At 58.4% G+C, this 26,810-nt stretch carries 25 protein-coding genes and 3 pseudogenes; 22 read left to right on the top strand and 6 right to left on the bottom strand.

Annotated elements, in window-relative coordinates; translation table 11 throughout:
• Positions 1-116 precede the first annotated feature (116 nt).
• The 3 genes from ACI7M0_RS14735 (at position 117) to ACI7M0_RS14745 (ending at position 3,991) form a co-directional block, all read left to right on the top strand.
• Positions 117-2,069 (top strand): FAD-dependent oxidoreductase, encoded by a 1,953-nt coding sequence (locus ACI7M0_RS14735; protein WP_129932511.1) that lies wholly within the window; start codon positions 117-119, stop codon positions 2,067-2,069.
• Between the two features lie 39 nt (positions 2,070-2,108).
• Positions 2,109-2,708: a helix-turn-helix domain-containing protein gene (locus ACI7M0_RS14740; protein ID WP_014591264.1), complete on the top strand. Its 600-nt coding sequence runs from the start codon at positions 2,109-2,111 to the stop codon at positions 2,706-2,708.
• 80 nt (positions 2,709-2,788) lie between these two features.
• A complete protein-coding gene (locus ACI7M0_RS14745) occupies positions 2,789-3,991 on the top strand; it encodes an NAD(P)/FAD-dependent oxidoreductase (RefSeq protein WP_129932512.1) in 1,203 nt (400 codons plus the stop codon).
• Positions 3,992-4,059: 68 nt separating this feature from the next.
• Here the strand turns inward: ACI7M0_RS14745 and ACI7M0_RS14750 are convergent, their stop codons facing one another.
• The gene (locus ACI7M0_RS14750) at positions 4,060-4,671 is read right to left on the bottom strand and encodes an FMN-dependent NADH-azoreductase (protein WP_020191409.1); all 612 of its coding nucleotides are present in this window, start codon (positions 4,669-4,671) and stop codon (positions 4,060-4,062) included.
• Positions 4,672-4,862: 191 nt separating this feature from the next.
• Here ACI7M0_RS14750 and ACI7M0_RS14755 point away from each other — a divergent pair, with 191 nt between their 5' ends.
• Complete coding sequence (locus ACI7M0_RS14755; RefSeq protein ID WP_405314338.1) at positions 4,863-5,156, top strand: transposase; 294 nt, start codon at positions 4,863-4,865, stop codon at positions 5,154-5,156.
• Positions 5,153-6,016 (top strand): IS3 family transposase, encoded by an 864-nt coding sequence (locus ACI7M0_RS14760; protein ID WP_405314340.1) that lies wholly within the window; start codon positions 5,153-5,155, stop codon positions 6,014-6,016. Before ACI7M0_RS14755 ends, ACI7M0_RS14760 begins: the two co-directional genes overlap by 4 nt.
• Positions 6,017-6,195: 179 nt before the next feature.
• On the opposite strand, the gene ACI7M0_RS14765 is transcribed toward ACI7M0_RS14760, so the two are convergent.
• Together ACI7M0_RS14765 and ACI7M0_RS14770 are read right to left on the bottom strand one after the other, a co-directional pair.
• Positions 6,196-7,818, bottom strand: coding sequence for a hypothetical protein (locus ACI7M0_RS14765; RefSeq protein ID WP_129932656.1), 1,623 nt, complete (start codon positions 7,816-7,818; stop codon positions 6,196-6,198).
• A complete protein-coding gene (locus ACI7M0_RS14770) occupies positions 7,787-8,839 on the bottom strand; it encodes a nucleoid-associated protein (RefSeq protein WP_088512242.1) in 1,053 nt (350 codons plus the stop codon). The genes ACI7M0_RS14765 and ACI7M0_RS14770 overlap by 32 nt, the downstream gene beginning before the upstream one ends.
• A 579-nt stretch (positions 8,840-9,418) precedes the next feature.
• Between ACI7M0_RS14770 and ACI7M0_RS14775 the strand changes: the two genes are divergently transcribed.
• From ACI7M0_RS14775 to ACI7M0_RS14790, 4 genes are all read left to right on the top strand, one after another.
• A complete protein-coding gene (locus ACI7M0_RS14775; RefSeq protein WP_129932657.1) occupies positions 9,419-9,985 on the top strand; it encodes an SLATT domain-containing protein in 567 nt (188 codons plus the stop codon).
• Positions 9,982-11,346 (top strand): reverse transcriptase domain-containing protein, encoded by a 1,365-nt coding sequence (locus ACI7M0_RS14780; protein WP_085706262.1) that lies wholly within the window; start codon positions 9,982-9,984, stop codon positions 11,344-11,346. The genes ACI7M0_RS14775 and ACI7M0_RS14780 overlap by 4 nt, the downstream gene beginning before the upstream one ends.
• A gap of 172 nt (positions 11,347-11,518) precedes the next feature.
• Positions 11,519-13,015 carry an FRG domain-containing protein gene (locus tag ACI7M0_RS14785; protein WP_129932658.1) on the top strand — a complete coding sequence of 499 codons (1,497 nt, stop codon included), beginning with the start codon at positions 11,519-11,521 and terminating at the stop codon, positions 13,013-13,015.
• A 564-nt stretch (positions 13,016-13,579) separates the two neighbouring features.
• A complete protein-coding gene (locus ACI7M0_RS14790; protein ID WP_129932659.1) occupies positions 13,580-14,377 on the top strand; it encodes a hypothetical protein in 798 nt (265 codons plus the stop codon).
• Between the two features lie 125 nt (positions 14,378-14,502).
• Here the strand turns inward: ACI7M0_RS14790 and ACI7M0_RS14795 are convergent, their stop codons facing one another.
• Positions 14,503-15,003, bottom strand: coding sequence for a hypothetical protein (locus ACI7M0_RS14795; protein WP_129932660.1), 501 nt, complete (start codon positions 15,001-15,003; stop codon positions 14,503-14,505).
• Between the two features lie 724 nt (positions 15,004-15,727).
• Here ACI7M0_RS14795 and ACI7M0_RS14800 point away from each other — a divergent pair.
• The 5 genes and pseudogenes from ACI7M0_RS14800 to ACI7M0_RS14820 all read left to right on the top strand — a co-directional run.
• Positions 15,728-15,826 (top strand): annotated as a pseudogene (locus ACI7M0_RS14800) (helix-turn-helix domain-containing protein); the annotation flags it as partial.
• 9 nt (positions 15,827-15,835) lie between these two features.
• A complete protein-coding gene (locus ACI7M0_RS14805; RefSeq protein ID WP_227697309.1) occupies positions 15,836-16,108 on the top strand; it encodes a helix-turn-helix domain-containing protein in 273 nt (90 codons plus the stop codon).
• A gap of 146 nt (positions 16,109-16,254) precedes the next feature.
• Positions 16,255-17,178: a LysR substrate-binding domain-containing protein gene (locus tag ACI7M0_RS14810; RefSeq protein WP_129932661.1), complete on the top strand. Its 924-nt coding sequence runs from the start codon at positions 16,255-16,257 to the stop codon at positions 17,176-17,178.
• 176 nt (positions 17,179-17,354) lie between these two features.
• Positions 17,355-18,272: a LysR substrate-binding domain-containing protein gene (locus ACI7M0_RS14815; RefSeq protein WP_129932662.1), complete on the top strand. Its 918-nt coding sequence runs from the start codon at positions 17,355-17,357 to the stop codon at positions 18,270-18,272.
• On the top strand, positions 18,265-18,624 hold the full coding sequence (locus ACI7M0_RS14820; RefSeq protein WP_047605158.1) for an MmcQ/YjbR family DNA-binding protein: 360 nt from the start codon (positions 18,265-18,267) through the stop codon (positions 18,622-18,624). The genes ACI7M0_RS14815 and ACI7M0_RS14820 overlap by 8 nt, the downstream gene beginning before the upstream one ends.
• Before the next feature lie 58 nt (positions 18,625-18,682).
• Here the strand turns inward: ACI7M0_RS14820 and ACI7M0_RS14825 are convergent, their stop codons facing one another.
• A complete protein-coding gene (locus ACI7M0_RS14825) occupies positions 18,683-19,096 on the bottom strand; it encodes a DUF1294 domain-containing protein (RefSeq protein WP_064491057.1) in 414 nt (137 codons plus the stop codon).
• Complete coding sequence (locus ACI7M0_RS14830; RefSeq protein ID WP_003253910.1) at positions 19,089-19,919, bottom strand: undecaprenyl-diphosphate phosphatase; 831 nt, start codon at positions 19,917-19,919, stop codon at positions 19,089-19,091. The genes ACI7M0_RS14825 and ACI7M0_RS14830 overlap by 8 nt, the downstream gene beginning before the upstream one ends.
• A gap of 390 nt (positions 19,920-20,309) precedes the next feature.
• On the opposite strand from ACI7M0_RS14830, the pseudogene mcpP (ACI7M0_RS14835) reads away from it, so the two are divergent.
• The 8 genes and pseudogenes from mcpP (ACI7M0_RS14835) to ACI7M0_RS14870 form a co-directional block, all read left to right on the top strand.
• Positions 20,310-20,933, top strand: a pseudogene (mcpP, locus tag ACI7M0_RS14835) (methyl-accepting chemotaxis protein McpP); the annotation flags it as partial.
• Positions 20,934-21,344: 411 nt separating this feature from the next.
• A pseudogene (gene mcpP / locus ACI7M0_RS14840) lies at positions 21,345-21,854 on the top strand (methyl-accepting chemotaxis protein McpP); the annotation flags it as partial.
• 245 nt (positions 21,855-22,099) lie between these two features.
• Complete coding sequence (gene pnuC, locus ACI7M0_RS14845; RefSeq protein ID WP_129932664.1) at positions 22,100-22,666, top strand: nicotinamide riboside transporter PnuC; 567 nt, start codon at positions 22,100-22,102, stop codon at positions 22,664-22,666.
• Positions 22,663-23,232: an AAA family ATPase gene (locus ACI7M0_RS14850; protein WP_064491055.1), complete on the top strand. Its 570-nt coding sequence runs from the start codon at positions 22,663-22,665 to the stop codon at positions 23,230-23,232. Before pnuC ends, ACI7M0_RS14850 begins: the two co-directional genes overlap by 4 nt.
• A gap of 297 nt (positions 23,233-23,529) precedes the next feature.
• The gene (locus ACI7M0_RS14855; protein ID WP_014591274.1) at positions 23,530-23,967 is read left to right on the top strand and encodes a hypothetical protein; all 438 of its coding nucleotides are present in this window, start codon (positions 23,530-23,532) and stop codon (positions 23,965-23,967) included.
• A gap of 1 nt (position 23,968) precedes the next feature.
• On the top strand, positions 23,969-24,547 hold the full coding sequence (locus ACI7M0_RS14860; RefSeq protein WP_010953763.1) for a hypothetical protein: 579 nt from the start codon (positions 23,969-23,971) through the stop codon (positions 24,545-24,547).
• A gap of 49 nt (positions 24,548-24,596) precedes the next feature.
• The gene (locus tag ACI7M0_RS14865; RefSeq protein WP_129932665.1) at positions 24,597-26,048 is read left to right on the top strand and encodes a heme utilization protein; all 1,452 of its coding nucleotides are present in this window, start codon (positions 24,597-24,599) and stop codon (positions 26,046-26,048) included.
• A 61-nt stretch (positions 26,049-26,109) separates the two neighbouring features.
• Complete coding sequence (locus ACI7M0_RS14870; RefSeq protein ID WP_104961861.1) at positions 26,110-26,790, top strand: C39 family peptidase; 681 nt, start codon at positions 26,110-26,112, stop codon at positions 26,788-26,790.
• The last annotated feature ends 20 nt before the right edge of the window (positions 26,791-26,810 follow it).

Genomic DNA, 26,810 nt, shown 5'->3' on the forward strand with positions numbered 1-26,810 from the left:
CCCTCGCCATGCGAGTGAGGAAAACCTAGACAGACGCAAGTAAAAAAACAAGTTGATTTTTTACTATCGCTACACTTTTATAAGTAAAAATAACAACACCGCACCGGAGCCGCCTGATGCAGACCGCCTTCCCACACCTGTTCGAGCCCTTGCAGATCCGCGGCAAACGCTTGAAAAACCGCATCATGTCCACCGGTCACGACACCTGCCTGCCCACCGACAACCTGGTCAACGACAAGCTGATCGCCTACCAGCGCGACCGCGCTGCCGGCGGCGTCGGCCTGATCGTGCTGCAGGTCGCCGGGGTGCACGACAGTGCCCGCTACACCTCGCATGTGCTAATGGCCACTGACGATGCCTGCATCGATGGCTACCGACAGCTTGCCGAGGCCTGCCATGCGCACGGCACCGTGGTGCTGTCGCAACTGTTTCACCCCGGGCGGGAGATCATGGAGTCGGCAGACGGCCTGTTGGCGGTAGCCTACTCGGCGTCTGCGGTGCCCAATGAGCGCTTCCGGGTGATGCCACGGGCGCTGGACCAGGCAATGATCGACGAAATCGTCCAGGGCTACGCCAGCGCCGCCCGCCGCCTGCACCAGGCCGGCCTGGATGGCGTCGAGGTGGTGGCCAGCCATGGCTACCTGCCCGCGCAGTTTCTCAACCCGCGGGTGAACGTACGCAGTGATGGCTACAACGGTGACCTGGATCAGCGCCTGAGGTTCTTGCGCGAAGTACTGGCCGCAGTGCGCGCTGCCACCGATGAGCAGTTCATCATCGGCCTGCGCATCAGCGCTGACGAGCGCGACAGCCAGGGCCTGAGTGAGGACGAGTCACTGGCTGCTGCCGTGGCCTTGCAGGGCCAGCTCGACTACCTGCATATCGTCGCCGGTACCTCGGCCTCGCTGGGTGGTGCGGTCCATATCGTGCCACCGATGGCCATCGAACCGGCGTACCTGGCCCGCGAGGCTGGCACCTTCAAGCAACAGCTGGCTATACCCCTGTTCGTCACCGGGCGCATCAACCAGCCCCAGGAAGCCGAACTGATCCTGGCCCGCGGCCAGGCTGATGTGTGCGGCATGACCCGGGCGCTGATCTGCGATCCGTCGATGCCAGACAAGACCGAACGCGGCCAGGTCGAAGACGTGCGCGCCTGCATCGCCTGCAACCAGGCATGCATCGGCCATTTCCATCGTGGCTTGCCCATTTCCTGCATCCAGCGCCCGGAAACCGGGCGTGAGTTGCAGTACGGGCACCTCACGCCCACTTCCTCGCCCAAACGCATAATGATCGCCGGCGGCGGGCCGGCTGGCATGAAGGCCGCCGCCGTGGCCGCCGCGCGCGGGCACCAGGTCACGCTGTACGAGGCGGGCCCGCAACTCGGTGGGCAGGTGCTGCTGGCCCAGCTGCTGCCACGGCGTAGCGAGTTCGGAGGTGCCAGCACCAATCTGCAACGGGAAATGGCCCTGGCAGGTGTAGAAGTGGTGCGCAACACCCGGGTCGACCGCGCACTGGTCGAACGTGAGCGCCCTGATCTGGTCATTGCTGCTACCGGCGCCATCCCCTACTGGCCGGCGTTCGAGCGTACCGGCGAGCTTCAGGTAGTGGACGCCTGGCAAGTGCTGCGCAATGAGGTGAAACCGGGGCGTTCGGTGCTGGTGATCGACTGGCGCTGTGACTGGATCGGCCCCGGTATCGCCGAACGCCTGGTGCGCGAAGGCCATCAGGTCCAGTTGGCGGTCAACGGTACTCATTGCGGCGAGAGCCTGCCGCTTTACGTACGTGACCAACTGGCCGGCGAGCTGCATCGCCTGGGTATCCCTGTCACCCCATACGCACGCCTGTATGGCAGCGACGACAACACGGTGTACCTGCAGCACACCGCCAGCGGCGATCCGATGATCTTCGAGGGCATCGACACCTTGGTGCTGTGCATGGGGCATCAACCGCAAGACCGCCTGGCCACTGAACTGGCAGGTGTGGTGGACGTACGGCGGATTGGCGACTGCCTGGCGCCGCGCACGGCCGAAGAAGCAATTCACGATGGCCTGACGGTTGCCTGGGCACTCTGAGGCTGTACATACTGCGGCTTTTGCGATGGACCGACGCGCATGAGCCAACCCCCCCAGCCCCCTGCCAGCGAACCCGGGGGTGCCGCGCCGCAGTTCCTCGGCACCCGCATCCGCGGCCTGCGCAAGCGCCGCGGCATGACCCTGGCGGAGCTGGCCGCACACAGTGAACTGACTGCAGGCTACATCAGCCAGCTGGAGCGCAACCTCTCCTACCCGTCGATCCCGGCGCTGTTCAACATCGCCCGCAGCCTGGGCGTGACCATCCAGTGGTTCTTCGCCAGCGAGGCCACCACCGCGCCCGAAGACCAAGGCTATGTGGTGCGGCGCAACAGCCGCCTGAGCGTGCATTACGAAGATGGCATCGTCGATCAACTGCTCACCCCCCAGCCCAACCGCCAGCTGGAGATGCTGCACTCACGTTTCCCGCCAGGTACCTACAGCCAGCAAAGCTACAGCCACGACGGCGAAGAAGCCGGTTACCTGCTCAGCGGCACGTTTGAGCTGTGGGTAGGCGAGCGGCATTTCCAGCTGAGTGAAGGCGACAGCTTCAGCTTCTCGAGCCAGGAACCTCACCGCTACGGCAACCCCGGTGAAGTGGATGCCGTGGTGATCTGGGTGATCACGCCGCCAACATTCTGAAGCACTCCAGCAAGCACTGGTAACACCGTTGACCGGCAATACGGTCTACCTTGTCCACCGAACTTCAAAGGAGCACAACCATGAAGCAGATCCTGATCATTGGTGCGGGCTTTGCCGGCCTGTGGAGCGCACTCAGCGCCATCCGCCAGCTTGACCTGAACGGCAGCAAAGGCGTCGAGGTCACCTTGCTCGCGCCCCAGGCTGAACTGCATGTGCGTCCGCGCTTCTACGAGCCAGACGTGCATACCATGGCCGCACCACTGCAGGCGCTGTTCGACGCTGTCAATGTCCGTTTCGTGCAGGGTACGGCCTACCACATCGATGAAGCGGCCCGCCGCGTTGGTTATCGCACTCGCAGCGGCACTCGCTGCACCCTGCCCTACGACCGTCTGATCATGGCCTGCGGCAGTGAGCTCGAGCGCCCTGACATGGTCGGCATCGAGCATGCCTTCGACGTCGACAAGCTCGACAGCGCCGCACGCCTGGAAACCCACCTGAAGTCACTGGCCAGCCTGCCGAACACGCCGGCACGCAATACCGTAGTGGTAGCCGGGGGCGGCTTTACCGGCATCGAGACGGCCACCGAATTGCCGGCCCGCTTGCGCGCGATACTGGGTGAAGACGCCGCGTTGCGCGTAGTGGTAATCGACCGCGGCGCCAGGATTGGCGCAGCCCTGGGTGACGGCATTCGCCCAGCCATCGAGCAGGCATGCGAGGCCCTGGGCGTGGAGTGGGTTTGCGGTGCCACAGTAGTTTCGGTAGACCCTGCCGGTGTGCAGCTGGACAACGGCCAGCGTATCGACGCCAGCACGGTGGTCTGGACGGTTGGCTTCAAGGCCAACCCGCTCACCGAACAGATCAGCGGCGAGCGCGACAACCGCGGCCGCTTGCATGTCGATGGCAACCTGAAGGTCAAGGGCAATGATGCCGTGTATGCAGCTGGAGACGTGGCCTACGCCACCTGTGACGAGCTTGGCAATCATGCCGTGATGTCGTGCCAACATGCGATTGCGCTGGGGCGCCATGCGGGCAACAATGCCGCTGCCGAGTTGCTTGGCGTAGCACCAATGGCTTACAGCCAGCCCAAGTACGTGACGTGCCTGGACCTGGGGGCCTGGGGCGCGGTGTACACCGAAGGATGGGACCGTGAGGTTTCCCCACCGGAGGACAAGGCCGAAGCCAAGGCGCTGAAGCGCCAGATCAATTCAGTGTGGATTTATCCGCCAGCGGCTGACCGGGCATCGGCCCTGGCGGCAGCTGATCCGCTTATCCCCGTGGCCTGAGAGCTTCTACAGGTTGGAGTGGCCTTGTGCTTCGACAGGGCCACGCTTGCAACCAACCGCTCCCTTGATCAGGCAGCAGCAAACAGCTCGTTGGCAATCTGCGCCTGTGCAGCATCGATCGCCTGGCTGCGCTGCTCCGGGCCATAGGCCAAGCCGTGGGCCCGGACGATTTCCAGGTCGGTAATCCCGATGAAGCCCAGGAACACTTTCAAGAAGTCTTCATGCCCGGCGCCAGTCGGCTGGCCAGCGTGCAGGCCACCCGCGGTGGAAACCAGCACCACTTTCTTGTTGCCGCACAGGCCTTGCGGGCCGGCTTCGGTGTAGCGGAAGGTCTTGCCGGCGACGGCCACACGGTCAATCCAGGCTTTTAGCTGGGTCGGCACGGTGAAGTTGTACATTGGCGCGCCAATCACCACGGCATCGGCAGCCAGGAACTCTTCGAGCGTCTCGGCGCTCAGCTTGGCTTCGAAAGCCTGGGCCGCGTCGCGTACGTCTTCAGGGGTGCCTGCAGCGACCAGGGTGGCAGCGGAGAAGTGGGCGATGGCATCGGCAGCCAGGTCGCGATAAACCACTTCAACGCTTGGGTCTGCAGCCTTCCAGGCTTCGACCACTTCACGGCTCAGCTGACGCGAGGCGGAATTGTCGCCCAGGATGCTCGAATCGATGTGCAACAGTTTCATGGGACTCTCCTGTGAGTGAAGACCGCAGCTGTGGGCGATCACGATGGGGAGAATCCTATCGAAGTGATCAATAGCTGAAAAGTAAGCAAAAATGCGTTAGTTTGTCCCACAGATGGAACAGTGAGACTGGGCCTGCCCCGTGACAACGGACGCCAAGAAGCGATACTTACATCGCTATCTTGGAGGTTGTCATGTACCCAACCACTCGCCGCAATTACACCGATGAGTTCAAGATTCAGGCCGTTGCGCTGGCTGAAACGCTTGGCAGGACGGAAGCTGCTCGCCAGCTGGAGATGTCTGTGAAGACGTTGGACAACTGGGTCAACGCTTCCCGCAACGGCCAGCCGTTGAGCTCTCCTGACCGTCGCGCATTCACCAGAGAGGACAGCGAGTTAGCACGATTGCGAGCCGAGAACGCCGAGCTGAAACTGGAGCGTGAAATCCTAAAAAAGGCGGCGGTATTCTTTGCCAAAGAGTCCAGGTGAGATACGCCTTCGTCGCTGAAGAACGGGCTCAGTTCCCGGTGCGTCTGTTGTGCCGGGTAATGGGTGTCTCGGTTTCAGGGTTTTACGACTATCAGCATCGCCAAGGCCGTCCAGATCCGGATGCACAGATTCGCATCGATCTCCACAAGGTTTACGCGGCTAGCCGCAAGACCTATGGCCGACCACGGCTAGTCGAGGCACTACGGCAGCAAGCCTATGCGGTAAGTCACAAGCGCATTGACCGGCTAATGCATGAAGAACACATACAGGGCCGATCCAAGGGCGGTTTCAGACCGTGCACCACCGACAGTCACCATGCGCTGCCAGTGGCGAGCAATTTATTGGGTCGTCAGTTCTCCGTTCAAAGCTCCACCCCAGCCTGGGTCAGTGATATCACTTACATCGCTACGAAAGAGGGCTGGCTTTATCTGGCAGTGGTACTGAGCATCCAAACCCGCCAGGTGCTGGGGTATAGTCTGGCGGACAGGATGCCTGACGACTTGGTTGAGCGCGCTTTCATGAACGCCTGGAACGCATGTTTGGGCGTCTACGGAGTGATTTTCCATTCCGACCAAGGGCGCCAGTACGCGAGCAGCAGGTTTCGTCTCGCTTTGGCCAAGAAGGGCTTCGCGCAAAGCATGAGTCGGAGAGGAAACTGCTGGGATAACGCCGTAGCTGAAAGTTTCTTCGCTACATTGAAGAGAGAGGAAGCTTGCGCGGTCTACCCCACAAAGAAACAGGCTCACCTGGCAATTGCCAGCTACATCCATGGGTTTTACAACAGCTGTCGACTGCATTCAGCGCTGGGTTACCGTTCACCGAACGAGTACGCAAAAGGCTTAAGGCAGTTGGCTCAGTAACCAGCTTCTTGGCGTCCGCTGCCACAGGACAGGCCCAGTTTCATCCGTGAGCCACCTTCTCAGCGATACATTCACCTTGTCGGGACAAATCTGTACTCTCTTGCCCTCTCCCATTCGAACTTCATTCGACGGGATAAGGTGCAACGGACGGTAACGTGGACACGCAACGATCGGAGTACTTACAGGGAAATGGATCGTGAAGCAAAAATCCCCTGCTCAAAACTGACAGGGCTCCCCCCTTTTTCTGAAGGTTTCGACGGGACGTTTTCTTTCGGATCCCGGTTTGGCTGTGGCCTTATCTTAGGCTGAAGCGCCGGCTCTCGCTGCGGGGTAATTTCGGGCTGAGAGGCAGGGGCTGGCTGAGACTTGATTTGAGGCTTAGTCGCCGGGTCGCTGGTTGACGGCTGCGGAGCTGCTGGAGCTGCTGGAGCTTGGGACGGGGGAACTAAAGACGTCGACGATAAGGGTGCAAGGGCGCTGTAGTTAAAGGCATAAATGGATATACCCATGGCAGCGACCCCAAGCATCGCAATACCCCGGCAACTCACCTTGTAGAAGAGCCCTTCGGCTTGCTCAATCGGATCCCCTACCATCTTCTTGAATTCGGCTTCAGACAGAAAGCGATACAGCTTTGGCTGCCAGTCCTTACGAAGCTTTCGCTGGATATTGATGAACTTACGGCCCGACATCACGTTCAGTACCGTGTAGCCAACTGCGACCGCCATGACGATCGAGATCAGGTACGGGTTGATCTGCAACGTGAGCCTCGCGGCGATGAGGCCCAAGCCAACGGTCAGCGCCGTGGAGATCGCTGCGATTGCTTGCCGGGTCGCGTCTGTGGCCTTCGACGTTTCCTCCGTCACAGCCTTACGAAGATCTGTCAGGGATTTCAGGGTGTCCTTGGTGATTTCCGAGACCGCCATCTGATAAGCGATTCTCGCGCAATCCAAGGCAGCGGCCAGGTTCTCCCTGAAGTACTCCTGTACCTCCCCGTCCGCCCGACCGGAACGCGCGATTTCGGCGGACAACAGGATGTGCTTCACCTCTGCTTCCCGCGCGTTATCGAACACCCATGCCGCTGCTTCCTGGACAACCTCGAAGTCTTTAAGCGAGATGAGAGCATGACCCTCTACCGCCTCTGGGATCGCAAGGTTGAGCTTGGGCGGCCCCTTGAAGGTGAGCTTGCTACCACTGGTGTCGATTTCATTCGCAAAACAACGGCTCAGGGCACCGAATGCCTGACCTGCCCAGAGCATGTGTAAAGGATCAGCCTCATCGAGATGATGTCCTTCTGCGAGCAACCAAAGGCGCACATCCTCCGGTACTTTGCGGAGAGTCGCTGATTCTTTCACCAGGAGGCGGGGTGACTTGGTCGCCTGTGATTCGGTGTAGTCGCCCTCTTCACCCCAACCACAATATGCCCTCGCTCTGGTAACGAAAGGCTGAGTGAGGCCAAGCAGGTGCCAACGTGCAGCAGCGTGTCCATTGACCAGGAACGCCTTGAAGCCTACTTCCGTCGCCACATAGAGGGCCTGTTCCTGGACATGGTCTTCCGGAAGTGGCTTCTCCAGCTCAACGCGAAACGGCCCAAAATCTTCATCCTCATCATCGACGTCAGTTTCGCTGCTCGCGCAGTCGTAGATCGTGAATGACCAGGCAGCAGTGACAGCGGCTTTCTTTATCGACCGAGCAGTTTCCGCAGATAGGTCGGAAACGATGAGCGTCAGGTTGCCCTCTGTGATTAGCGCCTGACGCTTGCGCGATAGCTCGTTAAGCAGGCTGGCCAGGCTTTGGTGTGACAACGCTGTCCTCCTTGACTCGGTCTGTGTCGACGATGATTTGTTTCTTATCTCCGTCGAGCTGTATCACCTGGACGTTGGGGTTTTCCTTCCGATCGGGGAAGAGAATCGTGACGCCCTCAGCCGTGACGATCTTGCGCATGTAGGGCTGTCGGAGGATCCGGCGATCAGGCTTGAAGCTCAGCTCGTGCAGCTTGCTTTTCCTGACACGACTACGCGTCTCACGCTCCAGGCGGTTGGCGATTTTCTCATCCTCAGGATGCCCCGCTGCCAGCATCACTGCCTCAACGATCGCCTCTTCATCAATGCGCCGGCGAGTGCCCAGGTTGGCTTGGGCCCGCTGCAGCGCCTTGGCTATATCCTGACCGGGCAGGTGCTCAATGCAGGTCTGCAGTGCCGCCTTGAGGACTTTGCGGGTGATCTCGCTCAGCTCGGTGTCCGAAACTGCCCTGCTCACAGCCAAGAAATCGGCGAAGTAGTCGGCAAGATCAACCCCTTGCTTGGTGCGGTCGGTGGCCGAAATGTTCTGGTCGGCAACCCCGCTGATCACCCGAATCAGCGCCGTTTTTTGAATGGCCTTCTTCTCGTCCACCAAGGCATTCACGATACGCCGCAGCTTCTTTCCTGGAGCACCATCATTCTGCTCCAACGCAAGCTTGTAGTCGTACTTGATCAGGCTATAGATCTTCACATCCGGGTCTGCGACCGACAGCTCGAACATCAACAGAACGCCATCAGCACTGCCACCCACGTGCGCACGGTTGAAACTGGCGGCTAGGGCCTGAGCGCCGGCCACGAAGGACGTGTCCTCACTTGCGATCGCCTCGACCTCGTTACGGGTCACCGATACCGCTTTGAACATGAACACCGGCGCGGTGGCCATGTCCACGATCTTGCCGATGAAGAACGCTTCCTCCTCCAGAGCCCGCTCTGGCATGGCCGCGAAGTCTTTGGTACCCACGACATGCAAGATCATACGTGTGATCTTGAGTGAATCAATCTCTTCGTCCGAAAAAAAGCTCATGCCATCTCCATGGAATCTGCCCCCTCCTGACCAGGAAGAGGAACCACCCGCCTCGACATGCGCCCAGGCGACAATTACGCATCAATTGCAGCCTGCAGGGCCGATGGCCACCTCCGCGTAGGGCTGGATGTGATGCTGTGGCCGGAGCATATCCGGAAAGGATGGCCAGCAGCCAGCACGCCACGCTGCATGACGCATTTGCCGGATTAGGAGTACCTGAGCATCCCGTAGAAGCGACGCCGGCCTGCATTTCAGTTTGACACCCTCTCTAGGCGTCAGACCTTACACAGAAGAGTACATTTGTACTCTAGCTGGTTTTCAGCGGCTGAATCTGAGTCCGTGCCCTTCATCCGGCATTTCACAAAATGCTTAGCCCTTTAGGTGGAACCAGTTCCACCCGTGATACTGGCACGGTAGAATCACTCGCGGAGGGGTGGGCTCTTCCTCTCGCGCAAGCGAGGGCGGTTCTGATAATAAACAGTTTCGGCTGTTGGGCTTCGGCCCGCTGATCCCATTAGGGATGTTCAACGGTACTCAAATCCTCCCACCCCTTCTCCCCTTTTCTATGGAGAGATGTGCGTGAAAAAGGACAACGTCTGGTTCACTTACAAGGCGCGAATTCAGGCTCATAAACGCCTAGAGTGGCTGGACTTTCACTCACAGCTCTTGCTGGTTTGGTATGCGATTCTAAGCACGGCCCTGGGGGTGCTAACCATACGACACAGCACAGTGCTGGGCCCCGACACTGATGTCATGGCGACCATTCTATCCGTCGCGCTGCTGGGCATCTCACTCGCGGTAGCGAATCGGGATTTCCGAGGTCGTGCGATGCTGATGCGTACGAATTATCTGGAGCTGCAGAAGCTTCATCGTGATTTGCCCAACGACTCATCTGAACCTGACGCCCCGAAGCCCACACCTGCGCAGGTAAACCGCTACGACGAATTGCTCGCTGAGTCCGAAAATCATCGAGAGATCGACGATCGCATAGCGCGGGTGTTCGCAACTGGGCTTACCAGTCGAGTTCCAACGGGTTTCGAGTACTTCAATGCAGTGTTCTGGCTGACGATGCGCTTTTTGATCACGACGATGCTTTATGCACTGCCTGTGGTAGTCGGGCTTTACTCGTTTTGGAACAAGCCATGAGCGCGGCCCTGAGTTTCAAAAAGCGCTTCAGCCGTGAGCACCTTTTGGAAATCTACACCGAGAAAATCAAGCAATCTGGTGCAATCGGGCTCGACCGTATGCGCCCGGCTAACCTCAACAAGATTCTGAGTGCGGAAATCGACCACATTCACGAAAAGGTTCACCAGGGTGAGTACCGCTTCACCGCCTACAAGGAAAAACTGATACTCAAAGGGGCATCATCTCTTCCCAGGCAGATATCCATCCCCACAGCCCGAGACCGTATCGTCCTGCGCGCGCTCTGCAATTGCCTCTCTGACGTGTTCCCCCTTGCGAAACTCACACTCCCTCAGACCGTCATCGACTCGCTGAAAAAAGCCCTCGACTCAGGCGCTTACGCTGAATACGCCAAAATCGATCTGAAAACGTTCTATCCATCCATTCCCCATGACCTTGTAGCCTCGGCAACAAAGAAAAAGATCAGAAAACCAGAGCTTCGCAAGCTGATCAGCAGCGCCCTCACCACGCCCACTGTGCCTGAATCCAGGGGAGGTAAAGGTGCTGATCGACCTACTATTGGCGTACCGCAGGGCCTGGCAATCTCCAACGTACTTGCAGAGATTGCCTTGCAAAGCATTGATGCCACCTTTGGATCAAGGCCGGGCATTTGGTACAAGCGCTACGTGGATGACATCCTGATCCTCGCGCCCGCAGGCTTGGCACGCTCAACAGCGAATGAGCTGATTACCCAGCTAAAGGGGTTGAAGCTCAACCCTCATGACTTTGGGCCTGAGTCGAAATCCAAAGTCGCGCCACTGACTGAGCCCTTCAGTTTCTTGGGTTATCAGATTGAGAGCGGCAACGTACTGATACGTCACGAGAGCATCCTGAGATTCGAAGCATCGGTGGCCAAGATCTTCACTGCTTACCGTCACAAGTTGCTGACCGCCCGTAGCATGGCAGATAAAGAGCGTGCGCTTGCCTATTGCCAATGGAAGCTCAACCTCAGGATCACCGGTTGCATTTTCAAGGGCAAGCGGCTCGGCTGGGCAGCCTACTTCTCGCAGATCACCACGACTGCACAACTACGCTCCGTGAATCACACCATCAGGAAGCTTACCGATCGATTCTGTCCTGGCGGCGAGATTCACCCAAAGTCGCTGATCAAGACCTATTACGAGCTTCAACGAGGCATGAAGGCAGGCGATGGGTACATTCCAAACCTTGACGCTCTCACGGTGCCCCAGAAGCGCGAGAAGCTCGCTATGTGGCTTGGCGCAGAAGCGGCAAAATTGAGCGATTCAGAGGTCGAACGCCGCTTTGAGATCAAAGCCAGTAAAGCGGTGCGGGAGCTGGAGGAAGATATCGCACAAACCTCCTGAAGCTGGCGTTTGGGCCCAGATCAATTCCTACTCTGAATTTGCCGTGGCTAGCAGTCACCCGCGCAGTGGCTTGATGCTCCACGGCAAATAATTCAGGTTACGGGCTTAGTGAACAAACTGGTGCAAGGCGGTCAAACTATCGACTGCATAATTTGATATATGGATATCATCGATGACAGTATTTAAAGCAGCGAACGTAGAAGACGCAGTTGCGCTTGCTGAGAGTTTCAAAGCCGAAGGACGCTACGATTGGTTTCGAGGACAGCTCCGCGAGTGGATGCCAAGTTCGTCGCTGGAGCGCAAAGTACTTCACGACCCGGTCGCTAAATCTCAGCTTGATGAGAAGCTGCTGAGGTTCACGAACTGGGTGATCGAGCAGCCAGCTCTCGCTTATCTTGCAGAGGAAGAGCACGTCGATTCTCTATTCGCTGTGCTTCAGCATTATGGATTCCCTACGAACTATATTGACTTTAGCACCGAACCTACAATTGCAGGCTTCTTTGCATCTGACACTCAATCTCCACCCGAGGAGCCTGGCAATTGCGTTATCTACTGCCTAGATACTTCAGACCTTAAAGAATTTTATAGTCATCTGCCCCCTTCGGTTGAAGGAATAGCATTTATTGCAGAGCCAGTGACGGTTAACGTCCCTAATCTTTGGAGGCTGGAATCACAGCACGGTCACTTCTTGTTCGCGAATCATCCATGGTATCAGATTTACGACATGGATAGAATCGTATTCCCTTGGAGTGGTGCTCCAGCCTTCCCATCGCGCGAACAGATATACCCTTCACACAAGAGCGCCTTGGAGCAAACACTCGACACGTATTTCTTCAATGAGCGACGCATAGAGAACCATGCCATGCTCCGTGCCATAGCAGAAGAGCAAGGAAAGCAAAGCCTGTTCCGCAATATCTATGTCGAGACGCCCGAAACCTACGACTCAGATTCATTCGTCGCTCCGCTGAGCCCCACCGCGCAATGGAGCGACGAGGCACTCGAACCATGGCGAGTAAATCCAAACGAACAATTTTATTCGACCGTTGGCCGCCATATGCCTTTGCCCCTTCGTAACGGGGCCACAGCCCCCAGTCTTGCCGATCAGGTGAAACATTCGATAAGAGGGGCACTGAACACTCAACGAGGGCTTCGAGCCCAAGCAGTAGAGTGGATCTTTACCGGGCTTCCCGAGGAAGTCGACGAGGCGTTGCTGAGATCTACGGCTCGTCAAGCATGGAACGGTATGCGAAATCTCCCCTATACGAATGAAGACATCGCCTGTGCCATTTCTGCTTTGATTAACTTTTGCTCAATTCCAGATTGTTATTCGCCTGAAGGCTATAAGGTTGACAGGGCATTCCAGGAGTGGATCCCGGACGCCATATACATCGAATTTGGTTACCAGGGCGATTCGTACTCCAAAGCATACTGCTCAGCTAGCCAAATGTTTAACGCATTAGATCCGGCATGGATTTCAAGTCTTAAAGACCCGGGATCGGTGCTCTCGATAGTAGGAGCGTTTCGTAAAACTCACGACCCTCGCCTAATGTTCGACTTCAGTCAGCTATCGAGCATTTTTGCTCGCGAGATCATTCCATCGCAGTTAGCCATGAAACGGTCTTTGGTGCCGTATAACCCAGCTGACCTAGTTGTCCTTAATATTTCATAGCACATTCACTAACGACAGTCGACAGTCGACAGTCATCGGCTTCGGCTTCGGCAGTTGGTGAGATGCTGGCTCTCGATTAAGCAACAGTCAGAGAGACGGCGTTTTGAGCGTTCAAAATGGGAGGCGAGGATGGCGCTTGCAATGAGTCAGCAAGCGCCTTCCGAGCGGCAAGTTGGCACAAAATATTTTCACCGCCGCAACTCCTGCCAACATAATCTCTCCTTTGGAATTCGACCCGCCTGCTGGAAAACTTGAGTTACGCCCCAAAGCTGTTAACGGCAATTTTATAGCCTACTAAGCTCGCCAAACTTACTGGCACCTTGCCATTCTCCACGCAGGCATCTACCCCCACAAATAACCTTGCTTATACAGCTATATCTTTGCTCAACACCACACAGAAATATCCAACGAGCAAAAGTTACGATCGACGATTTACTGATATATTGAAAACCGCACCTCCCACCTTAACTTTCGCGCAGGAAGCACAATCAAAAACCCATGCTACCCTGAGTTCATCCACGGACATCTAGCCCGCCTCACCGTGAACACGAGGTATCAGTCAGAATGATCACTCTCACGCAAATCAAGCTTCATGACAGGAGCACTCTTCGTCGCTTAGGCGTGCTGAATGAAGAGACCGTCAAGCATAAGGTCGATGCCACCTGTGCCCAGGTGGGTATATGGGGAAGCCTGTATGCCTTCAATGCCTTCCTCTCGATCACCAAAGAGCCCATCACAGCCTTCACGAGCTGGAAAGATCTGAAGGCTTTCCGGGGGTTCTTGAGCGTCGAGATGAATGTGGATGACAACGAGGCCTGGCATATCATGCGACCGATCACTGCGGCTCTTTTCCCATCCGTTGACGAGGCGAGTAAGGGCGCCGATCAGCTCTGTGATGAGCCGGTAGCACATTGCAAAGAATCATACGTTGCGCTGTCACCCTGCAAGCGGACGATTGAAGAATACCAGTCAATGTTTGAGTGCCAAGATCCAAACATTGGCATCCACGTTGATTTTGGTCAGCTTCGCGCCTTGCTTGGTGAGGATGACATTAGCTACTTTAGCGAACTGCTAGCGAAGCATCTGAGAACCACATCCCACGTTTACGCCCAAGGATTTGGCAGTTGCATTTGCGGCATTATGCAAGGACTCGTGTACGAGAATCCTGGGAAACCACTACCGGAGCTGCGTCTTGACAAGGAAAGAACTAAGGCCTTCGTAAGGCAGGTGGAAAATCAGGCAGTAAATCAGGTACTGAAGGCGGGGTACTCGATCGAGCAGGCGTTTGAGAATCGCGAGGTCATCAGGGATTTGATTTCAAAATTCTTTATAACTAATGGATTTCTTTCCGCCTCGAAGTGAGGGAGGCTGGTTGGGCCTCATATTGATGAGCTCCAACCAGTGGATTGCAATGCACATGCAAGACTGGACAATGATTCACTTCCACTACATGTAACACCAAGAAGGAGCCTCCAGATACTATGGCGCTATGGCTTTTCGATGAGCTTGAGCATGTCGTCATACGCCTCGTCTTGTGCATCTTCCTCACTGTCCATGTTATAAATTTCACTTAGAGAAGGTCGAGGGTCTTCTTGACCCTCTTCATCGGCCTCTGCATCGCAATTTTCAAAATCGTAATCGTCGGTGTCCATCTCTTCGCTGGAAATCTGAGACTGATTACCCGCTGACGCATCTACAGCCGCCAGCTCAGAACTGAAAAGGCCTTGCACCACGGCATCAGCCTTAGCGCTACCCTGAGCAACCTCCTGGGCGAGGTCTACCGGCTTAGTAACGATCGCATTGTTGATGGCCGCCCACGCTTTAACCCCCTCCCCGCTCTGCTGCAGCCCCTGACGCTCCAAAGCCTTCTTCATCAGGCCTGCTGCGACATCAGGGTCATACTCTTTCTCAAGATCGCTGTACTGGGTGTAATGGGTCACCAGATTAGCCGTACCGCTAGGTTTGTTTGAGCTGGAATCATCTGCCATGGCTTATCCTCTCGTATGGAGTGTTGGGGGGAGGTGGGTTGCTGCTTGCTGATTGCTGGTAATGCCCTCTGGCCTACAAGCAGAAGCGGGTGACTCCACGTGGGCTAAACATCCTGAAAGATGGCCTCGGACGTATCCCTAAGCTAAGGGTAGTTGACACCCGGCTGGGTGATGCCATATCACGTCGAACGGTACGAGAATCTCCGGGCTTGCGGGAAATCCCTGCGCAGGCCAGCAGCCCGACAGCGGCGATAACTGATACTTGAAGCTCTTGAATCGGGATTGGCGACATCAGCCCCCTAGACCGGCGCTAATCTGCACCGGGGGACGTATTAGCTTAGAAAGGCTCAGCCGCAGGGGGTATGGCGCCTTACTTCTCACAACTGCTCATAGGCTCTTTCGAGGCTTCATGGGCCTCTACTGGCACTCCTCGGAAACAGGGCGCTCCGGGCATTAGCGTCACGCAAATGCCCTGTGGACGTTATTAGTGCTACACGTTGATGTGTTGGTACTCTCGAGAGATTTTCTTTCCACTCCCCGTCAGAATCGCACCTTTAGGTTTTTCTTATGGGAACAGCCCAAAGGCCATAGGGTCAGCTCTTCAGATCAAGGGACGGAGGAAGTCAAAGGTCATCTGATCTAGACATCAGAGGTGGACTGTCCGGAAAACTTTGCCGCAGCCTTGCAATTGCTTCGTACCCGCCGCGAGTAATCGCAGCAGGATTTGGCAGAGGCCATCGACCCTAGCTACATTAGTCGTCTCGAAGCGGGTGCTCGATCTGTGACGCTAGACGTTAGCCAAGAGCTGGCGAAAGCACTGGGAGTGGATCCTTTGACCTTGCTGACGGTCGCTTACGCTGCAGAGCGCGGACAGACGCCGCAACAGGTTTTGGATCACCTTGTAAAAGACCCTGAGTCCACGGGTTTGCTCTGCAGCGAGATACCGGCGCTGCCGTCGAAGACGCCACACCCAAATGTCGCGGCATCCCGGGAGTTGAGAGAGCAAATCAAAGAGCTCGTCGATCAAGGCTATAGCCAGGCCGAGGTGGCTAGGAGGCTGGGGATTTCACGGCAAACCGTCAGCAATCGCCTGAAGAAGTCGTGAAGCTCAGCGTACAAGTGTCATGACTCAGAGCCCAGCGGCGTGGCTGACCTTCATACCCCGATTGTGAACGGATACAGGCCTAGGACGACTCAGGCATAATGCATGCCCTGCATGCCTAGCTCCCTATGTCCTAAGGTCGTCCGAAAGTGGCTATTGGTGAACCCCGAAATTTGAATGACCTCTTCTATTTCGCGAAGGTCGTGGAGGCTGGTGGTTTCGCTGCGGCAGGCCGCCTGCTTGGCATCCCAAAGTCAAGGTTATCCCGCCGTATCGCGGAATTGGAGGAGCGGCTCAACGCTCGCCTCCTTCAACGCACAACACGCAAGTTGCAGCTCACTGCTTTAGGTGAACGGTACCTGCGCCACTGCCAGGCAATGCTCTTGGAAGCTGAGCAAGCCGATGAAGTGGTTGCCAGCGCAACCAGTGAGCCACGGGGTCCACTACGGGTGAGTAGCCCGGTCGGTTTGGCGAATCAATTCTTAAATCCACTGGTTCGTGATTTCCTCACCCGGTACCCACAAGTCCAGCTCGATCTGCTATTGGTCAATCGCCGAGTCGACTTGATCAATGAAGGTATCGATGTCGCGCTGCGCGTTCGCGAAGCCGAAGATGAAGAGCCAAATCTCGTCACCAAGCGCTTGCGTGAGGCTCGTACGGAGGTTGTGGCTTCTCCAGATTTCCTTGCCGCCCACCCTGTTTGTCACCCCAAAGAACTCATGGCTCTGCCCTTCCTGGGGGCTTTAGACTCTGACCGGCTGGCCAGAATGCGCTTGTTCAACCAGGCCGGCGAGCGGTACGAGATCGCTATGCCTGCCCGTTTGGGTGTCGAAGACTTCATCATGCGTAAGGAAGCGGCGCTGGGTGGTCTGGGCTTCACGGTTTTGCCGTTAATGCACTGTGAGAGCGAACTGGCCAGCGGAGAGCTTGTTCGCATGCTTCCTGATTGGCATTGCGCCCCTGCGTGGCTCCAGGCGGTCTACCCGCACAGGCGTGGAGTGTTGCCGGCTGTCAGGGCTTGGTTGGATCACCTGGCACATGCGTTCGATCGCTGTGGTGACCGGCCTCTGTAAAAGGTGATGTTGCGTCCTTAGCCAATGCGTTGCTTTCAGCATTTGGAGAGCTCCACCAGCCTCTCCTCCTCGGCTATCCTAATCTCAATCAATGAGCCTGCTCAAAGTCCTGATTTTGATCATTCGTCAAAAGCAAAATCCTTCTATCCCGTTGATCTATAAAGGAAATATCAGTTTTGATCAATGGTTTCTCTAGGAAAACAGGTCACCTCTTCTACTTCGCGCGCGTCGTCGAAGCCAGCGGATTCGCCGCCGCCGGGCGCCAGCTGGGCATCCCCAAGTCGCGCCTGTCGCGGCGTATCGCCGAGCTTGAAGAGCGCCTGGGCACACGCCTGTTGCAGCGCACCACCCGGCAACTCAAGCTCACCGCAGTAGGTGAACGTTATTTGCATCATTGCCAGGCCATGTTGCTGGAGGCCGAAGCCGCCGACGAAACCGTGGCCAGCATGAGCAGTGAGCCGCGCGGGCGTTTACGGGTATCGTGCCCAGTGGCACTGGCACACGCCTTCCTGCCGGATGTGATCAGCCGCTTTCTCGAGCAGTACCCGCTGGTGCAACTGGACATGGTATTGCTCAACCGCCGGGTCGACCTGATTTCCGAAGGCATTGATGTGGCGTTGCGCGTACGCGACCTGGGCGACGAAGACCCGGCCCTGGTGACCCGCCGCCTGCGCCAGGCGCAAATGCAACTGGTGGCCGCACCCGGTTTTGCCGACCACATTCGCGAACCAGGCGAGTTGGCATCATTGCCCGTACTGGGCGCAGCCGAAGCAGACCGGTTGGTACACTTCCGCCTGTTCGGCCCCCATGGCAAACAGCAGGAAATAGCGCTGGAGCCACGCTTGGCGATCGATGATTTCGTAGTACGTAACGCTGCTGTACGTGCCGGCCTGGGGTTCACTGCGCTGCCCAGCATGTTCTGTGAAGAGGAACTGGAACGCGGCGAACTGGTGCGCCTGCTGCCAGACTGGTCGCTGCCGGGTGGCTACCTGCAGGCGGTTTACCCACACCGGCGTGGCCTGCTGCCTGCGGTCCGGGTGTGGATCGATCACCTGGCGGCGTCATTCGAGGCTTGTGGAGAGCGGTATGTCTGAACGGAAGATGAGCGAAGCCCAGGTAGCGGCATTTTGCCTAAGCCTGCCGGGTGCGCGGGAAGACTACAAATGGGGCGGCATCCGAGTGTTTTCGGTGGCAGAAAACAAGATGTTCGCGGTGCTCGACCTGGCGGGTGCCGGGTTGTCGTTCAAGGTAGCCGACGAGCTGTTTCTGGGTTATTGCGATCGACCCGGGATACGGCCGGCGCCGTACCTGGCGCGGGCGCGGTGGGTCAGCATGGCGCCGCCCTACCCCATGGGGCGTGATGAACTGTGTGAGGTGTTGCAGCGGTCGCACCAGTTGGTAGTGCGTCGGTTGCCAAAGCGGTTGCAGGTGGGGTTGGTCATGTGATCCAGCTGAGCCGGCCCTTTCACGGCACTAGCCGTGAAGAGGCCGGTACAACTGCACATCAGCCAAGGGGCAGATAACGCCCGTCAAGAAACAGCCAGTCTGCCCAGAACACCTGGTGCAGCAGCACAATCCCCCAGCACACCACCTGGAACGACACCTTGCGGGTCTTGTGCCGAAACAGCTGCTGCGCCAACAGCGCCCCCGGCCAACCACCGAGCAGCTCACTGGCATGCAGCACTTTCTCGGGGGTACGCCAGGCCTGGTTACGTGCCTGCTGCTTGTCCTGCCAATACAGCAACAGGCTGATCAGGCTCATGGCCGGGTACAACGCCAACGGCCACCAGGCCTGATCGTTCCAGGCCATGCGCGCCGCCCCCAGGCCGGGCAACAGGCAAAGCACGCCCAACAGCAGCAGCTTCAGGCGCACGTTGCGCACGCCTTCAGCCCGTTGCCCACGCAGCGCCTCAGCCATGTGCCGTGGACCAGTCGACCCAACCGAACTGCCAGGTCGCCAGAATGAACAGGCCGAACACAATGCGATACCAGGCAAATGCCGCGTAGCTATGGTTGGCAATGAACTTGAGCAACGCCCGTACGGCAATCATGGCGAAGATGAACGAGGTCACGAAGCCGAGCGCGAACACCGGCAGATCGCCGGGCTGGAACAAGTCACGGTATTTGTAGCCCGAATATACCGCCGCACCGACCATGGTCGGCATTGCCAGGAAGAACGAGAACTCGGTCGCTGCCTTGCGCGACAGGCCGAACAGCAGGCCACCGATAATGGTCGAACCGGAGCGCGACGTGCCCGGGATCATCGCCAGGCACTGGATGAAGCCTATTTTCAGCGCATGGCTCCAGCGCATGTCGTCCACATGGTCCACCTCCACGCGGTGCTCACGGCGCTCGGCCCAGAGCATGATGACGCCACCCACCACCAAAGCCGCCGCCACGGTGACGGGGTTGAACAGGTATTCGTGAATAAGGTCGGCGAACAGCACACCCAGGACCACCGCCGGCATGAACGCCAGCAGCAGGTTGCCCGTGAAGCGGCGCGCCTTGGGCTGGTGGGTCAGGCCGAAGACCACTTCGAAAATCTTGCTGCGAAACTCCCACACCACCGCCAGGATCGCCGCCAGCTGAATGATGATGTTGAAAGCCATGGCCCGTTCGCCGCCAAAACCGATCAGGTCGGCGACGATAATCTGGTGACCGGTACTGGAGATCGGCAAAAACTCCGTCAGCCCTTCGACCACGCCTAAGATGATTGCCTGGAAGGCAGTCCAAAAATCCATCATTCCCCCGGATGGAGCGCTGCTTGTCGCAGGCCCCTTGTTCTTGATTTGCTTGAAATTGCCTTACACGGCCCGGCTGTTTTACAGCGACTGTTGGGCGCAACGCCAGTAGAAAAGTTCACGCCTGTTAAAGGTTTCATCTTGCGCGGCCGAAATCCTGACAGAGCCCCTTGGCAATCGCTTTACCTGACCCGTTGCAGACTATCACCAACATAGCACTTAGCCATTAGTCGAGTGGGGGCTCGCTGCAAAGCATGCTTCGATGCACCTCAATAAAAAGAACAATGCGGGAGCTGATGGATGAACACTCTTAGATCGATGTCAATCAGTCGGCGCCTGTGGCTGATCCTTGTGGTGGCGGTGGCCATGCTGGTGGTACTGGGCCTGCTGATGCTGCGGCAGATCCATGGTGACCTGTACCAGGCCAAGGCGGAGAAAACCCGCCACGTGGTGCAGACCGCCGCGGGTGTGTTGGCCTATTACCAAGGCCTGGAAGCTGCCGGCACGCTCAGCCGCGAAGCCGCCCAGCAACAGGCGCTGAAGGTAGTGCGCGCGCTGCGCTACGACCATGACGACTATTTCTGGATCAACGACCTGGGGCCAAAGATGATCATGCATCCGGCCAACCCCAAGCTCGACGGCCAGGACCTTTCCGCCATCCGCGACCCCGATGGTTTCGCCGTGTTCAACGAAATGGTCGCCCTCGCCCGCCAGCAGGACGCCGGCCCGGTCAACTATCGCTGGCCCAAGCCCGGCGCCAGTGAGCCGGTAGCCAAGACCTCGTATATTCAGCTGTTCAAGCCGTGGGGCTGGATCATCGGTTCGGGCGTGTACGTCGATGACGTGCAGGCCGAATTCGCTCGCCAGTTACGCGACGCTTCGCTGGTTGGCGTGGGCATTGCCCTGCTGATGGCGCTGGTGGTCATGCTGATTGCCCGCAGCATCGCCCGCCCGCTGCAGGAAGCGGTGCAGGCAATGGGTAACATCGCCAGCGGCGAAAGCGACCTGACCCGGCGCCTGGACACCCATGGCCGCGACGAGATCACCCACCTTGGCGAGCACTTCAACCGTTTCAACGGCAAACTGCAAGGTGTCGTCGGCCAACTGCAAGGCGCGGCCCACGCATTGGCCCAGTCCGCCGGGCACGTCGGTGACAATGCAGGTGCCGCACAACAGCGTAGTGCCCAGCAATCGTTACAGATGGACCAGGTGGCCACTGCAGTCAATGAGGTGACCTACGCCGTGCAGGACGTGGCCAAGACCGCTGAACAGGCCGCGGGAGAAATGCGTACGGCACAACAACAGGTGACGCACGGCCAGCAGGCCATCCACGGCAGCCTGGCGCAGATCGATCGCCTGTCGCTGACCATCGATGAGGCCGTACAGGTAATCCGCGACCTGGCCGGCCACAGCACGCGCATCGGCGGCGTGCTGGACGTGATTCGTTCCATTGCCGAACAGACCAACCTGCTGGCGCTGAATGCCGCCATCGAGGCGGCACGGGCTGGCGAGCAAGGCCGGGGCTTTGCCGTGGTCGCCGACGAGGTGCGACTGTTGGCCCAGCGTACAGCACAATCGACGGCCGAGATTCATACCATGATCGAGCACCTGCAGAGTCAGTCGGACGCTGCGGTCAAGGCCATAGACACCAGCAGCGAGGCATCGCGCCAGACTGTCGAACAAGCCCGCGAGGCCGGCGCCAGCCTGGACGCCATCAACCAGGTGCTGAACAACCTCACCGCATTGAACGCCTCCATTGCCAGCGCCACCTTGCAGCAGTCGCATGTGGTCGAAGAGATCAACCGCAATGTGCTGGATACTGCCGGGTTGTCGCAGCAGACCGCCGATGCGGCGCGTCAGTCCAGCGATGCCGGGGTGGCATTGGGGCGGTTGAGCGAAGAGTTGGAGCAGTTGTTGCGGCAGTTCCGGGTCTGAGAACAAGCCCTTGGTGGGAGCGGGCAGGCCTGCTCCAGCAGGTATCGAGTGACCTTGAAGCTTGCGCTGCACCTGTGGGAGCGGGCATGCCCGCGAAGGAAGCAACGCGGTGGATGGCACCGGCGCTGCCGGTGTTCGCGGGTAAACCCGCTCCTACAACCGGGTATCCCACCGCTGCGCCCTACACCTTCACCGGCCGACCCGCTACAATCTCGCCCCTTCCCCGTAGCCTCCAAGGATCGCCGATGTCCGGCCTTGAACTCATTGCCGCCCTCCTCGGCGTTACCGCTGTCTGGCTCACGGTCAAGCAGAACGCCTGGTGCTGGCCGATCGGCCTGGTCATGGTGCTGATCTATGGCTGGCTGTTCTACGAAGTAAAGCTGTACTCGGGCATGTTGCTGCAAGTGGCCTACGCCATCCTGCAACTGTACGGCTGGTGGCAATGGAAGCGCCCCGACCACGCTGAAGACGCCCGTCAGGTCTCCCGTCTGCCACGCCCGGCACTGCTCACCGGCCTGGCCGCCGGCGTGCTGCTGAGCGCCGCCCTGGGCGCGGCCATGGCCAACTGGACCGATGCCGCCCTGCCCTGGCTGGACGCCACCCTGACCGGATTCAGCCTGGTCGCGCAACTGTGGATGGCGCAGAAACGCCTGCAGTGCTGGCCACTGTGGGTCGTGGTCGACATCATCTATGTGGGCCAATACCTGCATCAGCAGTTGTATTTCACCGCCGGCTTCTTCGCCGTGCTCACCCTGATTGCTGTACGCGGCTGGCTGGAATGGCGGCGCGACCCGGCGTTGGTACAGCCATGAGTGCGCCGCAAGCAATGAAAGTACTGGTACTGTGCGGCCCAGAATCCAGTGGCAAAAGCTGGCTCAGCGGGGTGATCCAGGCACATTTTGGTGGCGTGGTGGTGGGCGAATACGTGCGCCATTTCATCGACCAGCAATGCCGTGACACCTGCTACGCCGATATTCCCGCCATCGCCCGCGGACAACTGGCATGGGAGGACCGTGCACGTGAGCAGGCGCCCCCGCTGCTAATTCTGGACACCCACCTGCTAAGCAACATGCTCTGGAGCCACGCACTGTTCGACGACTGCCCAACCTGGCTGGAAGAGGCACTGCTGGCACGGCGTTACGACCTGCACCTGTTGCTCAGCCCGCAAGGGGTGGACTGGATTGCCGATGGGCAGCGTTGCCAACCCGACCTCAGTGATCGTCAGCGCTTTTTCGACGACAGCCAGGCGTGGCTGAGGCGACACAACCAACCGCACCAAATACTTGATGGCAATTGGCCGCAACGCCAATTGCTGGCCCTGCAATCGGTTGCTATGCTGCTTGGTAGCGATGCGCCATCATGCCCAACCGAGTGTTAAACCACTGACACACCCCGGTGGGGCAAAGCCCCCGAAATTGCGGGGCTTCCCCCTGTCCTGGGGGCAGTGTCAAGCCCGTGAAACACACTTGCAAAAACCCTTCCCATCAAGGCCACAGCTGACTTTGCCGGCAACGCGCAGGGCAAGCTGTTTCAAGCCTGAGACAGCATGCGCCGCATTTTGTCAGCCTCTTGCCCTAACTATCTGATCTGAAACGTATTCTAAAAAGCGGCACACCTTCTGCTCTGTCGTTCGCATCGCTGAACAGGCCCAGCGCTCAAAGAAGGAGTTGCCGTCGTGAGGAAACGTGACAAACGCCTCTATCACCTATTACTGGTGGGTTGTGTACTGGGGTCACTCAGCCTGACGGCTCAGGCGGACAAGGGGATCATCATCATCAAGCGCGATGTGCAGGTGCGCAACGCGACCATCCCGCCGCTGATTCCAGACCCGAGCCCTACCACCGTCAATGCCAACCCTTCTGCCCACGTGCTCAAGCAAACCAACGAGCTGAGCGATGGCGATTTCGCCAGCATCAGCAGTGGCGCAGGCATCAGCAACCTGGTCACCCAGCAGACCAACAACCTGGGTGGCAACCTCGGCAACCAGAACCAACTTCCCAACTTGGCGGGCGGACGCGGCACGGGGTCGGGTAACGGTATCTCGAACATGGTCAACTCAAGCGTGCAGCGAGGCCTCGCGCCACTGCAGATTCTGACCGGCGGGGGCAAGTGAGATGAAGCGCACACTGCTGATGCTGGCCGCCCTTTGCACTGCACCGGCCTTTGCGCAATCCCTGGTTCCGGTCATCAACAACGCCGATATCGACAGCTCCGGCAGCCGCTATCAGGGCAACCTCTCTGTCAACCAGGCCGCTGGTGACAAACAGCAGCAGGTCAATGCGCGCGCCATCGCCGTCGGCCCCGAAGCCAATGCAAGCACCCAGATCCGACAACGGCTCGACACGCCCGCCGACCCCGCGATGGACGCCCGCTCGACCATCCAGGGCAACGCTTTCAGCAACGGCAGCGGCGCCCTGGGCGTCAACCAGAGCGCAGGTGCCAACACCCAGCAAGCCAACGCACTGAGCATCAGCATTGGTGCACAACCGCAAAGCATCGACGACAGCGTCCTCATGCAACAGAACGTGGCGCTGATCAACAACTCAGGAGCAACTGACATTCCAGCAGGCTATCGCCAGGTCACTACCAGTGACCAGGCCTTCACCGGTAGCCGAGGGGTGATCCAGTTGAACCAGAGTGCCGGGGTGGGAAACCGAATGGCCAACACCTTGAGCATCCGGGTCGCGGATTGACCCTGCAGTTAAGAACGACACTTAACCTAATAGCGTACGGAGAATCACCATGAAACCCTCGATGGCAATCAAGCCTCTGGTTTTCGCAATTGCTGCGGTCATGGCTGTTGCTGTACAAGCTGGGCAAAATGATCGGCGTAATGACCACCATAACGGCCACCATAACAATGGTCATCACAAGCCTCCACCCACCAAGATCCCTGTGTATGCAACGGCCAATGCCTGGGATACCCAAACCAGCACTCGCAATCGCATCTCCAATCAAGGCACCATCAACGAAGCCGAGATGAGTGACTCTGGCACCGGCTCCAGCGGCAACGTTGGGATAAACGTGGCGGCCGGTAACGGCAACCAGCAAGACAACGCCGCTGCCATTGCCAACGCAGGCTCCGACTCGAGCCTGGACAACAGCTTCGTGTTCGGCATGGCGAGTGCCACGGCTGACGTCGTGCAAACCAGCAGAAACAACCGGGTCGACAACTATTCGACCCAGTCTTCGGCGGTGATGAGCGGCTCAGCCAGCGGGGCTGAGGGCAACATCGGCATCAACGTTGCCGGTGGCGACCTCAACCAGCAGAAAAACACCATGGCCATCGCCAACACCGGTGCGCCGCTGGGCAACGCCACTGCCACGGCTTCGGCCAATCAGGACGGCCCAGGCCTGGTTGTAAACAACAGCGCCGACCGCACCTACCGGGTGGATACGATTACCATCACCAAGTCGGCCAGCGGTTCAAGCTCGAAGGAAGGCAGCTTCAACTCGACCGACGACCGCAGCTCGTCTTCGAGCTTCAGCCTCGCCGGTGCGCATAGCGCCAGCTCCAGCGGCTCCAGTGGCTGGGACTCCAGCGGCTCGCAATCCAGCAGTGCCAGCGGCTCCCACAACTCGAGCGCAAGTGGCTCGTTCGGCTGGGGTGCCAGTGGCTCTGCCAGCGGCAGCCACAGCGCGTCGAGCAGCGCCAGCCTGGCAGCTTCGCTGGACGCTGACGTTAGCGCCTCGCGTACCCGTACCACCGACTATGGCCGTTACGAGCGTACCGACTCCAGCTCCTTCGATGGCTCGCTGAGTGCGTCGCTGGATGCGTCGATCGACAAGTCGCACGAAAGTGCATACGACTCGTCGTTCGAGAAAGCATTCGACTCCAACTACGACAAGTCGCATCAGTCGTCGTACGACAAGTCCAAAGAGTCTTCGTACAACAAGTCTCACGACTCTTCGTACGAGAATGCTTCGGCGTCTGAGTTCTCGAAGTCTGGCGAGCATTCGAAAGAATCCTCGAACGACATTTCGAAGAGCTACAGCGAAAGCAGCGCTTACGACTTGAGCAATACTGTGTCCTTCCAAGTGCTGACCCCGACCGGCTGGGCCAACCCAGTCACCAACACTGCAACCCTTAGCGGTTCGGTGAACGGTGGCAGCGGCAACCTGGGCGTGAACGTAGCAGCCGGTGTGGGCAACCAGCAAAGCAACTCGCTGGCCATCTCCAACACCTCGTTCTGACCGCTGTGCTTGAGGCCCCCTTCGGGGGGCCTTTCTTCAACACACCGTAAGGCACCCGATCATGCGTATTTTCGCCTTGGCGTTTTTGCTGTGCCTGGCCAGCGTGAGCGAAGCTGCACAAATGCCGCTGTCCGTCCTGCCGGGCGGCGCCGTGGTGTTCAAACCGATCCAGAGCTTGCGCGAACGCAAGTTCGCCGACCTGGTGCAACAAAAGACCGACTTCAGCTGCGGCGCCGCCGCGCTGGCGACCATCCTGCGCCAGGCCTACTGGCTGGATGTGGACGAACATCAGATCATCGAAGGCATGCTGGCCCACGCCGACCAGGACCTTGTGCGCACGCAAGGCTTCTCGATGCTCGACATGAAGCGCTACGTCGAAAGCCTCGGGATGCGTGCCCGCGGTTACCGGGTGGCGCCCGAAACCCTGAACAGCGTACGCATTCCTGTCGTGGTGCTGATGGATGTGCGCGGCTACAAGCACTTCGTGGTCATGCAGAAAGTCGACAAAGGTTGGGTGTACATCGGTGATCCGGTGCTGGGCCACAAACGATACAAGGTCGACGATTTCCTCAAGGGCTGGAACGGCATCATCTTCGCGGTGATCGGCCAGGGTTACGACAAGAACAACATCCTGCTCGACCCGCCCCTGCCACTGACCGCCAAGGGCCGGGTGAACAACTTCACCCCCGTGCAGGACGCAGAGCTGCTGGACTTCGGCTTCATCAGAAGCGACTTCTTCTAACGACTGTTCTAATGACAAGG

Origin of the sequence: Pseudomonas sp. 10(2024), assembly GCF_045164175.1 — a bacterium.
Taxonomy (GTDB): domain Bacteria; phylum Pseudomonadota; class Gammaproteobacteria; order Pseudomonadales; family Pseudomonadaceae; genus Aquipseudomonas; species Aquipseudomonas alloputida.